We start from the raw sequence: 13,564 nt of genomic DNA on the forward strand, positions 1-13,564 counted from the left end.
TCGAACTGAACGGTTCGGTTCAGTTGACTTAAACCTGTTTTATCGTCATATCAAGAGCGTAGAACCTATCGGTTCGATTTCTTTTAAAGAACATCCGAAACCGTCAACACACTTAAGAGGACATGACGCTGACACCCGACCACGCCGCCGTATTCAGTCCTCCCGCGGCCGGAGGCCGATTTGCCGCAGGCGAAGATCCGGCCAAGCGCCAGCAAATCCTCGCCGGCGCCAAGCGCGTTTTCATGAAGATGGGCTTCGACGCCGCCAGCATGAATGACGTGACCCGCGAGGCTGGAGTCTCCAAGGGAACGCTCTACGTTTATTTCACCAACAAGGAAGACCTGTTTTCGGCGATGATCGAGACCGAGCGCGCCGCCTTCGTGGCGGCCGTGCGCACGGCCCTTGCCGAACATGACGATCCCGAAGCCGGCCTGTACGAATTCGGGATAAGCTTCGTTACCCATATGACCGATGAAAAGGTCATCAGCGCGATGCGCACCGTTCTCGGCGTTCGCGACCGCATGCCGGTGCTCTGTCAACGCTTCTTCAAGGGGCCGGTCAATCTGCGCACCATCATGCGCGACTTCCTGGAACGCCATATCGCCGAAGGCACACTTGAGATCGACGACATCGATCTCGCCGCCGGCCAGTTCCTCGATCTCGCCAGCGGTAGTTTCTTCAAGCTGCGCCTGTTCGGAAGCATGGAAGAGCCGCCGTCGCGTGACGAAATCGAGCGCGTCATCCGCGGCGCGATCCGGGTCTTCATGGCCGCCTACGGCGTGCGCCGGCACGAGACGCACCCTTGACCGCCGCGCTCCATCGGCCAAAATCCCGCAATAGCGATCAAATCCGGCTGCCGGCCTTCCTCTAAGGAAGAAGCTGCAACCAGGAGAATGAGGATGAGCGCCGTCGGACGGGCGATCTGGTTCATCGAGAGCCATTTCGAAAGCGATATATCGCTGGAAGAGATATCGGAAGCAGCCGGATTGTCGCGCTACCATCTGTCGCGCGTCTTCGGGCTCGTCACCGGTCACTCGATCAGCGGCTATATAAGAGGGCGCCGCCTCAGCCGCGCCGCGCCCACACTGGTCGGCGGCTCATCCACCATTCTCGAGGTTGCGCTTTGCGCCGGCTACGGCTCGCACGAAGCCTTCACCCGTGCCTTCCGCGACCAGTTCGGCATGACGCCGGATGCGGTGCGCAGACAGGGGCACGCCCGTAACCTTGTCTTGCTGGAGCCGATCAGAATGGACCCCACCCACCTCAACGACCTCGAACCGCCCCGTTTCGAAACCCTCCAACCGATGCTGTTTGCCGGCTTGCAGGAGACCTACCCCTATGGCGGCAATGCCGCCATTCCCTCTCTCTGGCAGAAATTCAACGCCCATTTCGGTCATATCTCCGGCCAGAAAGGCAATGTCGCCTATGGCATCTGCACCCATATCGACGGTGAAGCGGAGAAATTCCGCTATATGGCCGCGGTCGAAATTTCCGATGCCGGCGATCTGCCGGCGGATTTTGCACCGCTCAAGCTTCCGGGCCAGCGTTACGTCGTCTTTGCCCATCGCGGCCATGTCTCCGGCATTCCGGCGACCATGAACCGGATATTTGGCGCCTGGTGGCCAACCTCAGGCCTGGAGCACGGCGAGACACCCGACATGTTCGAACGCTACGACGAGCGCTTCGACCCCTATACCGGCATGGGCGTCACCGAAATCTGGTTGCCGGTCAGAGCATGATGCCGAAAAGTGTGAGCGGTTTTCGGACGACATCATGCTCTAACTCTTTAATCTGGAACAGGATTCAAATTGAAGGTCGACCCGGCCTTAAATCATCCTGTTCTAGGGAATAAAAGTCACATCGGTTTCGTATACCCCCTTGCGGCGCTTGCCTGGCAGGCCGGCGACATTACATAGCGGGCGTTACTACTCATGTGACGCAAAGGGGATATATGCTGATGCAGGAAATCATGACGCTCATTCAGGATCCGGCCGCCTGGGTGGCGCTCATCACGCTGGTGGTGATGGAAGTCGTTCTCGGTATCGACAACCTGATCTTCATTTCCATTCTCACCAACAAACTGCCGCCCGAGCACCGCGAGAAGGCCCGCAAGATCGGTATCGGTCTTGCGCTCGTCATGCGTCTCGTCCTGCTCGGCACCATCGCCTGGATCGTGCAGCTGACCGAACCGCTGTTTGAAGCCTTCGGCCACGGCTTCTCCTGGAAGGATCTGATCCTGATTGCCGGCGGTCTGTTTCTCGTCTGGAAGGCCACCAAGGAAATCCACCACAGCGTCGATCCGGAAGATCACGGCGAGGACTTCATCGCAAGTTCGGCCACGACAGGCTTTGCATCGGCCATCGGCCAGATCCTGCTGCTCGACCTCGTCTTCTCCGTCGACAGCATCATCACCGCCGTCGGCATGACGCCGCATCTGCCGATCATGGTGGTCGCCGTCGTTGCCGCCGTCACCGTCATGCTTGTTGCCGCGACGCCGCTTGCCAACTTCATCGAAAGGAACCCGACGATCGTCATGCTGGCGCTCGCCTTCCTGCTGATGATCGGTACGACGCTGATCGCCGAAGGCATGGGCTTCCATGTGCCGAAGGGCTACGTCTACGCCGCCATGGCCTTCTCGGCGCTGGTCGAGGTGCTGAACATGTTCGCGCGCAACGCCCGCAAGCGCAAACGCGACGCCGCGCATTGAGGCTTGGACAGGAGGGCGCGGCGGAACCGGCGTGCCCTCACGCACTGCCATCAGGCCTTCGCAGGCGTGGTTTTTCTTGACGCGCCCGGTTGAATATGGCCTAAGGCCAGCCGAACGGACGATCGGCGGATAGTGCGGGCGCATGCCCTTTTCCGGCCGGTTTGCCGATGAAGCTATCTGCATCCTTCCGGCCGAACGTCGCTTTCCATGAAAGCCGTCCGGCATTCATTGACGGGCACACACAATGACAGTTTCCGGGACAGCCACCGGCGTCCGCGTCCGCATCGCTCCCTCGCCGACCGGCGAGCCGCATGTCGGCACCGCTTACATCGCTCTCTTCAACTACCTTTTCGCCAAGAAGCACGGCGGCGAGTTCATCCTGCGTATCGAGGATACCGATGCGACCCGCTCGACCCCGGAATTCGAAACGAAGGTGTTGGACGCACTGAAGTGGTGCGGGCTGGAATGGAAGGAAGGCCCTGATATCGGCGGTCCCTACGGCCCCTATCGCCAGTCCGATCGCAAGCCGATGTACCAGCCCTATGCACAGGAATTGCTGGACAAGGGCCATGCCTTCCGCTGTTTCTGCACGCCCGCGCGGCTGGAACAGATGCGCGAAACCCAGCGTGCCGCCGGCAAGCCACCAAAATATGACGGCCTCTGCCTGAATCTTGCGGCCGAGGAAGTCACCTCGCGCATGGCCGCCGGCGAGACGACCGTCATTCGCATGAAGATCCCGGCCGAAGGCTCGTGCGACTTCACGGACGGCGTTTACGGCGAGGTTTCCATTCCCTGGGATTCCGTCGACATGCAGGTCCTCGTCAAGGCCGACGGCATGCCGACCTATCATATGGCTAACGTCATCGACGACCATCTGATGAAGATCACCCATGTGGCGCGCGGCGAGGAATGGCTGGCTTCGGTGCCGAAGCACATCCTGCTCTATCGCTATTTCGGCTGGGACCAGCCGGTCTTCATGCATCTGTCGCTGATGCGCAATGCCGACAAGTCGAAGCTGTCGAAGCGCAAGAACCCGACCTCGATCTCCTATTACTCCGCGCTCGGCTATATCCCTGAAGCGCTGATGAACTTCCTCGGCCTGTTCTTCATGCAGATTGCCGAAGGCGAAGAGCTGCTTGATATGGATGCTCTCTCCGAGAAGTTCGATCCGGAGAACCTCTCCAAGGCTGGCGCGATCTTTGACATTCAGAAGCTCGACTGGCTGAACGGCCGCTGGATCCGCGAGAAACTGTCGGAAGAGGAATTCCAGGCGCGTGTGCTGACTTGGGCGATGGAAAACGACCGACTGAAGGAAGGTCTGCGCCTGTCGCAGACGCGCATTTCCAAGCTCGGCGAACTGCCCGATCTTGCCGGCTTCCTGCTGAAGTCCGATCTTGGCCTGCAGCCTTCCGACTTCGCGAAGATCAAGTCGCCGCCGGAAGAGATCCTGGAGATCCTCAACACCGTCCAGCCGGATCTCGAAAAGATCCTGGAATGGAATGTCGAGACGATCGAGGCGGAGCTGCGCGCGATCGCCGACCGCATGGGCAAGAAGCTGAAGGTCGTGGTCTCGCCGCTCTTTGTCGCCGTCTCCGGCTCGTCGCGCTCGCTGCCGCTCTTCGATTCCATGGCGATCCTCGGCCGGTCCGTCGTGCGTCAGCGCCTGAAGCTCGCCTCGCAGGCGGTCGCCGCCCTCGTCGGCTCGAAGTAAGAATAGTCAGAGGATTTCGACAGTGGCTGACAACAAGACTGAAAACACCCTTTCCTCCGACGCGACGGAAGTGCGCGCCCAGAAGCTGAAGCTGTTGCGCGAGCAGATCGGCGAGGTCTATCCGGCGCATTTCCACCGCACGATGACCAATGCCGAGCTCATCGCGAAATATGGGAACCTGGAACCTGACGTCGAGACGCAGGATGTCGTCACCGTCGCCGGCCGCGTCTACTCGTCGCGCAACTCCGGCATGTTCATGGACATCCACGATGCCGGCGGCAAGATCCAGATTTTCAGTCACAAGGACACGACCCCGGAAGAAGCCCGTGCGCTGCTGCCGATGATCGACATCGGCGACATCATCGGCGTCACCGGCATCGTGCGCCGCACCAAGCGTGGCGAGCTGACGATCAACGCGCAGACGATCACCATGCTGACCAAGTCGCTGCTGCCGATGCCCGAGAAGTGGCATGGCCTCTCCGATATCGAACTGCGCTACCGCAAGCGCCACCTCGACATCATGACCAACGAGGATTCGAAGCTCCGCTTCCAGCAGCGCTCGAAGATCCTCTCCGGCATCCGCCGCTTCATGGAAAATGACGGCTTCATGGAAGTCGAGACGCCGATGCTGCATTCGGTCTATGGCGGCGCCACCGCCGAGCCGTTCAAGACGCATCACAACACGTTGAAGCTCGACATGTACCTGCGCATCGCGCCGGAACTGTTCCTGAAGCGTACGCTGGTTTCGGGGCTGACCGACAAGGTCTTCGAGATCAACCGGAACTTCCGTAACGAAGGCGTCTCCACCCGGCACAATCCCGAATTCACCATGATGGAGTGTTACTGGGCCTATGCCGATTACGAGGACATCATGGACCTCGTCGAGCGGCTGTTCGAAAGCTTGGCGCTCTCCATTCACGGCACGACGGAATTCCCCTTCGGCGACAAGACCATGTCCTTCAAGGGCCCGTTCAAGCGCGTGCCGATGCCCGACGCCGTCAAGGAAGCGACCGGCATCGATTTCCGCGCCATCAAGACCGATGAAGAGGCCCGCGCCGCCGCCAAGGCTGCCGGTTTTGCGGTCGAGAAGGATTGGACCTGGGGCGAATGCCTCGCCTTCGTCTTCGAGGAAAAGGTTGAATCCACCCTGATCCAGCCGTCGCATGTCACGCATTTCCCGAAGGATATTTCGCCCTTCGCCAAGGAAGTGCCGGGCGAGCCGCGCCTGGTCGAGCGCTTCGAGACCTACTGCAACGCCTGGGAACTCGGCAACGCCTTTTCGGAACTCAACGACCCCGAAGAGCAGCGCCGCCGCATGGTCGAGCAGCTCGAACAGGCGCATGCCCGCGGCGAAAAGGAAAAGCAGCTGGACGAGGAATTCCTCGACGCGATCGACCAGGGCATGCCGCCGGCAGGTGGCCTCGGCATCGGTGTCGACCGTCTCATCATGCTGCTGACCAATGCCCCGTCGATCCGCGACGTCATCCTCTTCCCGGCCCGCCGCAGCAAGGCCGACTGACCGGAAGACAGGTCGAAAATGCCAAGCGGAGTGCCTCCCGGCGCTCCGCTTTTTCATGCCCGCTGTTCAGTGGGTCTTGGCGGCTTCAGCCGGCGGCTCTTCGGCCGGCGCCTCTGCGACCGCATCTGCGCCGTGGCCGCCTGCAGCCGGCGCGGCTTCGCTTTCTGCTGCCGGCGCTGCGCCATGCCCGCCGCCTGCGGCCTTCTTGCCCTTTTCCTCGCTTTTGGTCGAGGCAACCGCGACCGGGTCGACGCAATCCTCGGGATCCTTGAAAGCGGCGCTGATCATGGCGATCTCGTCGAACGGCATTTCTATCCGCTCGCCGAAGAACAGCCCGTTTTCGCTGGCCTTGCCGTCGTAGTAGCGCGCTGTATAGGACTTGTCGTCGAGGCCCGGAACGGTCTTGTCGGGATGCGGGATATAGACGACATCGGCGCCGATCGCCCGGCCGCGAATATCGGCGCGTATCGTCGGTCCGTTTTCGTCGAGCACCACCACCTGCACCAGATCCGGCTTCTGCGCGGCATAAACCGCCTGAGCGACACGAAGGGCGGTCTTGACGCGCGTCATCCCGTCGGTCGGTTCGGTCTTGATGTATTTGCGCACCCAGACGTGATCCTGCTTCCTGATCGTCACCAGGTTGACGTCGCTGCATTCGAGCCCGTAGCCGCCACCAGTTGCACCGATCAGCCTGTCCTTGCCGACATAGACAGCCGCACCGCCGGAAACGCCCGCGAGAAGAGCGACTCCACCGATGATGATTGCCAATTTCCGGGAAGGCCGGAATATGCGCAGTAAGGCCTTCACGCCAACTGCTCCGCCATCTGAAACTCCAACGCAGGACAAGTGCAGAGAACGCTAAGGAAATGACGTTTCCGAAAGTTTAAGTGGGCATGCGAAGCGCGCTCCATTTTAGGAAAATACCAAAAAAGGTCCGCTTTTTCGGACCGCTTGCCACGGCCCGTTCCGCCATGCTCTAAAACCCCATGGCCTTCACGCTTCGCCAGGTTCAATACTTCGTCGCCGTCGCTGAACAGGGTTCGGTGACGCGAGCCGCGCAGAACCTTTCGATCTCGCAATCCTCGGTGACGGAAGCGCTGAAGGAGCTCGAAAGCGACCTCGGCGTCGAACTCTTCGAGCGCCATCCGCGCGGCCTGACAATCACCCATAACGGACACCAGTTCTTGCGTCATGCGACGAAGATCCTGGCCTCCGTCTCCGACGCACGGACCAGCTTTTCCGGCCAGCAAAGCGCGCTTTCCGGCACGCTGAACATCGGCGTCACCTCGCTTGTCGCCGGCTATGTGCTCTCCGATCTCCTGGCGCGATACCGTCGCGCCTGTCCCGGCATCGAGGTCAGCGCCATCGAGGACAATGGCGGTTACCTCGAACATCTCCTGGTCGGCGGCGAACTGGATGTCGCCGTGATGGTGATATCAAACCTGCGCGACCGCATGGCGCTGCAGGCGGAAATCCTCGAAACCTCGCCCTATCGACTATGGCTGCCGATGGGCCATCCGCTGGTGTCGGCCGACATCATCTCGGTCGCCGACATCGCCCGCGAACCGCTGATCATGCTGACGGTCGACGAAATCGAGGAGAATACCGGCAAGCTGCTCTCAGCGCTCGGCGCCCGCCCGCATGTCGCCTTCCGCACCCGCTCGGTGGAGGCGGTGCGCAGCCTGGTTGCAACAGGCGCCGGCGTAGCCCTGCTTCCCGATCTCGTCTACCGACCATGGTCGCTGGAAGGCGACCGCATCGAGAGCCGCGACGTCTCGGGATCGCTGCCGGTCGTCCAGGTCGGCATGGTCTGGCGCAAGGGCTCCAGCCTGCCGCAGGCGGCGCGCGATTTCGTCGGCATCGCCGAAAGCTTGCGCTCCGGGCGTATCCGCTGATATCGGAATTTCCGATACCGCCTTTCTGATAAATGAATTTGCGAAAGCGGCTTTTTCGCGTCACCTTTTCATCCGGGAACAAACCGCCACAAAAGTGGCAAACCGGGAGACGGATGATGACGAATCTGTTGAAATCCTGCACGGCAGCGCTCGCCTGCCTGAGCTTCGCGACCCAGGGAATCGCCGCCGAACCGCTGAAGGCCTTGGGCAAGGGCGAAGGTGCGGTCAGCATCGTCGCCTGGGCCGGCTATATCGAACGCGGCGAAACCGACAAGAACTACGACTGGGTCACCGATTTCGAAAAGGAGACCGGCTGCAAGGTATCCGTCAAGACCGCCGCCACCTCCGATGAAATGGTGTCGCTGATGAACGAAGGCGGCTTTGATCTCGTCACGGCATCGGGCGACGCCTCGCTCCGCCTCATCGCCGGCAAGCGTGTCCAGCCGATCAACACCGATCTGATCCCGAGCTTCAAGACCGTCGACGAGCGCCTGCAGAACGGACCGTGGTATACGGTCGGCGGCGTGCACTACGGCGTGCCCTATCTCTGGGGGCCGAACGTGCTGATGTACAATACCGATGCCTTCAAGGACAAGGCGCCGACCAGCTGGAACGTCGTCTTCGAGGAGCAGACACTGCCCGACGGCAAATCGAACAAGGGCCGCGTCCAGGCCTATGACGGCGCGATCTACATCGCCGATGCCGCCATGTATCTGATGGCCCACAAGCCGGATCTCGGCATCAAGGACCCCTACGAACTGACCGAGGACCAGTACAAGGCCGCCCTCGACCTGTTGCGCGGCCAGCGCAAGCTCGTCTCCCGCTACTGGCACGACGCGATGATCCAGATCGACGACTTCAAGAACGAAGGCGTCGTCGCCTCCGGCTCCTGGCCTTTTCAGGTGAACCTGCTGCAGGCCGACAAGCAGAAGATTGCCTCCACCTTCCCGGATGAAGGCGTCACCGGCTGGGCCGACAGCACCATGCTGCACGCCGACAGTGAACATCCGAACTGCGCCTATATGTGGATGGAGCATTCGCTGAAGGCGAAGGTCCAGGGCGACGCCGCCGCCTGGTTCGGCGCCGTGCCCTCGGTTCCCGCCGCCTGCAAGGGCAACGAGCTGATGGGTGATAGCGGCTGCGCCACCAACGGCTTCGATCACTTCGACAAGATCAAGTTCTGGAAAACCCCGGTCGCCAAATGCACGACGCAGAGTGAATGCGTGCCCTATCATCGCTGGGTGTCGGATTATATCGGCGTGATCGGCGGGCGATGAACCGGGCCGGTCCGCTGGGGTAAAGTCCCCCTCTCCAACCCCTCCCCACAAGGGGGAGGGGCCTTGAGTGGCACCGCCGAATTCTGCCGAAACACCAAGGTATTTGCGAAAGGGTACGGCAGGTTAAGCCCCTCCCCCTTGTGGGGAGGGGTTTTGGGGCGGGGTCCTTGTTGGCCAAGACCGAGCCCTCTTTGAACACACAAGACCCGGAGCCCCCATGACGTCAGCCGTCCGCTTCCAGCAGGTATCGCGCCATTTCGGCCAGGTTCGCGCCGTCGACGGCGTCGATCTCGAGATCGCGCCCGGCGAATTCTTTGCCATGCTCGGGCCATCCGGCTCCGGCAAGACGACGTGCCTGCGATTGATCGCCGGCTTCGAACAGCCGACCGGGGGCCATATCCAGATCTTCGGCGAGACGGCTGACGGCGTTCCGCCCTATCGCCGCAACGTCAACACCGTGTTCCAGGACTACGCGCTCTTTCCGCATCTCAATATCCTCGACAATGTTGCCTATGGGCTGATGGTCAAGGGCGTCGGCAAGGCGGAGCGGATGAAGGCGGCAGGCGATGCCCTCGAGCTCGTCAAGCTGCCGGGCTACGGCGCCCGCCGCCCCGGCCAGCTGTCCGGCGGTCAACGGCAGCGCGTGGCACTCGCTCGCGCGCTGGTCAACAAGCCGAAGGTGCTGTTGCTCGACGAGCCGCTCGGCGCGCTCGATCTGAAGCTGCGCGAGCAAATGCAGGAAGAATTGAAGAGCCTGCAGCGCGCGCTCGGCATCACCTTCGTCTTCGTCACCCACGATCAGGGCGAGGCGCTGTCCATGGCCGACCGCGTCGCCGTCTTCAACGATGGCAATATCGTCCAACAGGGCACGCCGCAGGATATCTACCGCTGCCCGAAGACCCGTTTCGTCGCCGATTTCGTTGGCTCGTCGAACGTCATCGCGCCTGATCTGATGGCCTCGCTCGGCGGCGAGAAGCGCTGGGCGAGCCTGCGCCCCGAGGCGATCCGGCTGGCAAGCGACGGCGTCGAGGCAAAAGTCGAAAATGCAAGCTTCCTTGGCGCCGCCACGCGCCTCAGCGTCGATCTCAAGGGCAGCCGGCTGCACGTCATGCTGCCGGCGGGCGCGCCTGTGCCGGATCTCGGCGCCCGCATCCGCCTCGCCTGGCAGCCGGCCGATATCCACTACATGGATGACGCGGCATGACGGCGCTCACCATCACAGGCGGCAAGACTTCGATCCTTCCGGGCCGCGGCGGTTTCTTCGGCCAACTGTCGGATGCCTTCTGGCGGCACCCGAAGCTGCTGCTCTTCCTGATGCTGACACCGCCGCTGCTCTGGCTCGGCATCATCTATATCGGCTCATTGATCGCCCTGCTTCTGCAGAGCTTCTTCTCGATCGACGATTTCTCCGGGCTGGTGAATACCGAATTCACCCTCTCGACCTATGCCCAGCTGCTGAATCCTGCGAATTTCGATATCATCATCCGTACCCTCGTGATGTCGGCGCTGGTCACCCTCGCTGCCGCCCTGATCGGCTTCCCGATCGCTTACTATGCGGCGCGTTATGCGCAAGGCAAATGGAAGGCGCTCTTCTATCTCGGCGTCATGCTGCCGCTCTGGTCGAGCTATCTCGTCAAGATCTACGCCTGGAAGCTGATCCTCGCCAAGGAAGGCATCCTCACCTGGATCTTCGAGAAGCTCCATCTCTCCTGGCTGCTTGACGCGACCCTGAACCTGCCCATGATTGGCGGCAATTCGCTTTCGGTGAGTTACCTCGGCACCTTCATCGTCTTCGTCTATATCTGGCTTCCCTACATGATCCTGCCGACGCAGGCGGCCCTCGAGCGTGTGCCCGGCAACCTGATCGAGGCCTCGGCGGATCTCGGCGCCACGCCGCGCCAGACCTTCCGCACCGTGCTCCTGCCCTTAGCGCTCCCCGGCATCGTCGCTGGTTCGATCTTCACCTTCTCGCTGACATTGGGTGATTACATCATCCCGCAGATCATCGGCTCGTCCAGGCTCTTCATCGGCCAGGCGGTCTATGCCCAGCAGGGAACGGCCGGCAATGTGCCGCTCGCCGCCGCCTTCTCCGTCGTGCCGATCGTCATCATGGCGCTTTATCTGTCGCTCGCCAGGAAATTGGGGGCTTTCGATGCGCTCTGACCTCAAGAGATCGCCGCTGCCCCTGAAAATCGCCGCAGCCGCCGGACTGCTCTTCCTGCACCTGCCGATCCTGCTGATCTTCGTCTATGCCTTCACGACGGAGGAAAAGAGCTATCAATGGCCGCCGCCCGGGCTGACCCTGCAATGGTTTGCCGTCGCCTGGAACCGGCCGGACGTCTGGTCGGCGCTCAGCCTTTCCGTGCAGGTCGCCGTCATCGCCACGGCGATCGCGCTGGTCCTCGGCACGCTCTGTGCGGCGGCCGTCAGCCAGACGAAGTTCTTCGGCCGCGAGGCGATCTCGCTGCTGGTCATCCTGCCGATCGCCCTTCCCGGCATCATCACCGGCATTGCGCTCCGATCCGCCTTCAGCCTGTTCGATATCCCGTTTTCGGTCTGGACCATCGTGCTCGGTCACGCCACCTTCTGCGTCGCGGTCGTCTACAACAATGCGGTCGCCCGCTTCCGCCGCACCTCCGGCTCGCTGATCGAGGCCTCGATGGATCTCGGCGCTGACGGCTTTCAGACCTTCCGTCATGTCATCCTGCCGAATATCGGCACCGCCCTTCTTGCCGGCGGCATGCTTGCCTTCGCGCTTTCCTTCGACGAGGTCATCGTCACCACCTTCACCGGCGGCCAGCAATCGACCTTGCCGATCTGGATGCTCGAAGAACTCATCCGCCCGCGCCAGCGCCCTGTCACCAATGTGGTCGCTATGGTCGTGGTGCTCGTCACCTTCCTGCCGATCCTGGCAGCCTATTACCTCACCCGCGATGGCGACCAGATCGCCGGCGCCGGCAAATAAAGGGAGAACATCATGGATATCCAAATGCTGATCGGTTCCCGCTTTGAAAAAGGCACGGAGACGGAAGAGCACATTCTGAACCCGAAGACGGGCGAGACGGTGATCGACCTTGCCGAAGCCTCGCTCTCCCAGGTCGACGCCGCCGTCGATGCCGCCGAAAAAGCCTTCACAAGCTGGTCGCAGACGACACCCGGCGAACGTTCCGGCTACCTGCTGAAGATCGCCGATGCGATCGAGAAGGATGCCGCCGGCTTCGCCACACTGGAGGCTTTGAATTGCGGCAAGCCGATCAATGCCGTGCTGAACGACGAGATCCCGGCTATCGTCGATTGTTATCGCTTCTTCGCCGGCGCCGTGCGCAACCTGCACACACCGGCGGCCGGCGAATATCTGCCCGGCCACACCTCGATGATCCGCCGCGATCCGATCGGCATTGTCGGCTCGATCGCGCCGTGGAACTATCCGCTGATGATGATGGCCTGGAAGCTGGCGCCAGCCATTGCCGGCGGCAATACCGTCGTCTTCAAGCCTTCGGAGCAGACGCCGCTGACGGCGTTGAAGATGGCGAAGCTGCTCTCCGAAATCCTTCCCGAAGGCGTCGTCAACGTCATCCTCGGCCGTGGTGAAAGTGTCGGCAACGCCCTGATTAATCACGCCAGGATCGGCATGGTCTCGATCACCGGCGATGTGGCAACCGGCAAGAAGGTGCTGCAGGCCGCGGCCAAGACGGTCAAGCGCACCCACCTGGAACTCGGCGGCAAGGCCCCGGTCATTGTCTTTGATGATGCCGATATCGATGCGGTCGTCGCAGGCATCCGCACCTTCGGCTATTACAATGCCGGTCAGGACTGCACCGCTGCCTGCCGCATCTATGCCGATGCCAGGGTCTACGATAATTTTGTCGCCGATCTCTCCTCGGCCGTCTCGAGCATCCGCTTCAACCAGGCCGACGATACCGAAAACGAGATCGGTCCGCTGATCTCCAAGCGCCAGCGCGACCGCGTGGAAAGCTTCGTCGCCCGTGCTTCCGAACACAAGCACATGGAGATCACCGCCGGCGGCAAGGTTTCCGGCGACAAGGGCTTCTTCTTCACGCCGACTGTCATTGCGGGCGCCCTCCAGGACGATGAGATCGTCCGCCGCGAAGTCTTCGGCCCGGTCGTCTCGGTCACCCGCTTTTCCGATGCCGACGAAGCCGTTGCCTGGGCAAACGACAGCGACTACGGCCTGGCCTCCTCCGTCTGGACCAAAGATATCGGCCGCGGCATGAAGACCGCCGCCCGCCTGCAATATGGCTGCACCTGGATCAACACGCATTTCATGCTCACCAACGAGATGCCGCATGGCGGCCTCAAACAGTCAGGCTACGGCAAGGACATGTCGGTCTACGCGCTGGAGGATTATACCGCCGTACGCCACGTGATGATCAATCACGGCTAACCGGCGGGAAAGGCAAGGGTACGAAATTCGACGCAATGCCCATCGGTAGC

General features: G+C 61.6%; 12 protein-coding genes. 11 read left to right on the forward strand and 1 reads right to left on the reverse strand.

The genetic code is table 11. The features are described 5' to 3' along the window. The first annotated feature begins 122 nt into the window (after positions 1-122). From BA011_RS17025 to lysS, 5 genes are all read left to right on the forward strand, one after another. On the forward strand, positions 123-806 hold the full coding sequence (locus BA011_RS17025; RefSeq protein ID WP_065281316.1) for a TetR/AcrR family transcriptional regulator: 684 nt from the start codon (positions 123-125) through the stop codon (positions 804-806). Between the two features lie 93 nt (positions 807-899). Further along, positions 900-1,739, forward strand: a complete 840-nt coding sequence (locus BA011_RS17030) for an AraC family transcriptional regulator (protein WP_065281317.1) — start codon at positions 900-902, stop codon at positions 1,737-1,739. A 218-nt stretch (positions 1,740-1,957) separates the two neighbouring features. Next, positions 1,958-2,707 (forward strand): TerC family protein, encoded by a 750-nt coding sequence (locus BA011_RS17035; RefSeq protein WP_025396086.1) that lies wholly within the window; start codon positions 1,958-1,960, stop codon positions 2,705-2,707. 244 nt (positions 2,708-2,951) lie between these two features. Next, positions 2,952-4,418, forward strand: a complete 1,467-nt coding sequence (gene gltX / locus BA011_RS17040) for a glutamate--tRNA ligase (RefSeq protein WP_065281318.1) — start codon at positions 2,952-2,954, stop codon at positions 4,416-4,418. Between the two features lie 22 nt (positions 4,419-4,440). Continuing rightward, positions 4,441-5,937: a lysine--tRNA ligase gene (gene lysS, locus BA011_RS17045; protein WP_065281319.1), complete on the forward strand. Its 1,497-nt coding sequence runs from the start codon at positions 4,441-4,443 to the stop codon at positions 5,935-5,937. Positions 5,938-6,003: 66 nt separating this feature from the next. On the opposite strand, the gene BA011_RS17050 is transcribed toward lysS, so the two are convergent. Continuing rightward, entirely contained in the window at positions 6,004-6,744 is a 741-nt protein-coding gene (locus tag BA011_RS17050) for a hypothetical protein (protein ID WP_065281320.1), read from the reverse strand. A 179-nt stretch (positions 6,745-6,923) separates the two neighbouring features. On the opposite strand from BA011_RS17050, the gene BA011_RS17055 reads away from it, so the two are divergent. The 6 genes from BA011_RS17055 to BA011_RS17080 all read left to right on the forward strand — a co-directional run bounded on the left by BA011_RS17055 (position 6,924) and on the right by BA011_RS17080 (position 13,514). Further along, positions 6,924-7,832 carry a LysR family transcriptional regulator gene (locus BA011_RS17055; protein WP_065281321.1) on the forward strand — a complete coding sequence of 303 codons (909 nt, stop codon included), beginning with the start codon at positions 6,924-6,926 and terminating at the stop codon, positions 7,830-7,832. A 116-nt stretch (positions 7,833-7,948) separates the two neighbouring features. Beyond that, positions 7,949-9,109 carry an ABC transporter substrate-binding protein gene (locus BA011_RS17060; RefSeq protein ID WP_065282576.1) on the forward strand — a complete coding sequence of 387 codons (1,161 nt, stop codon included), beginning with the start codon at positions 7,949-7,951 and terminating at the stop codon, positions 9,107-9,109. Between the two features lie 217 nt (positions 9,110-9,326). Next, positions 9,327-10,313 carry an ABC transporter ATP-binding protein gene (locus BA011_RS17065; RefSeq protein ID WP_065281322.1) on the forward strand — a complete coding sequence of 329 codons (987 nt, stop codon included), beginning with the start codon at positions 9,327-9,329 and terminating at the stop codon, positions 10,311-10,313. Continuing rightward, positions 10,310-11,272 (forward strand): ABC transporter permease, encoded by a 963-nt coding sequence (locus tag BA011_RS17070; RefSeq protein WP_065281323.1) that lies wholly within the window; start codon positions 10,310-10,312, stop codon positions 11,270-11,272. Before BA011_RS17065 ends, BA011_RS17070 begins: the two co-directional genes overlap by 4 nt. After that, a complete protein-coding gene (locus BA011_RS17075) occupies positions 11,262-12,074 on the forward strand; it encodes an ABC transporter permease (RefSeq protein ID WP_065281324.1) in 813 nt (270 codons plus the stop codon). The genes BA011_RS17070 and BA011_RS17075 overlap by 11 nt, the downstream gene beginning before the upstream one ends. 12 nt (positions 12,075-12,086) lie before the next feature. Then, positions 12,087-13,514 (forward strand): gamma-aminobutyraldehyde dehydrogenase, encoded by a 1,428-nt coding sequence (locus BA011_RS17080; protein WP_065281325.1) that lies wholly within the window; start codon positions 12,087-12,089, stop codon positions 13,512-13,514. Positions 13,515-13,564: the final 50 nt, after the last annotated feature.

The sequence above is a fragment of the Rhizobium leguminosarum genome (assembly GCF_001679785.1).
Lineage (GTDB): Bacteria > Pseudomonadota > Alphaproteobacteria > Rhizobiales > Rhizobiaceae > Rhizobium > Rhizobium leguminosarum_R.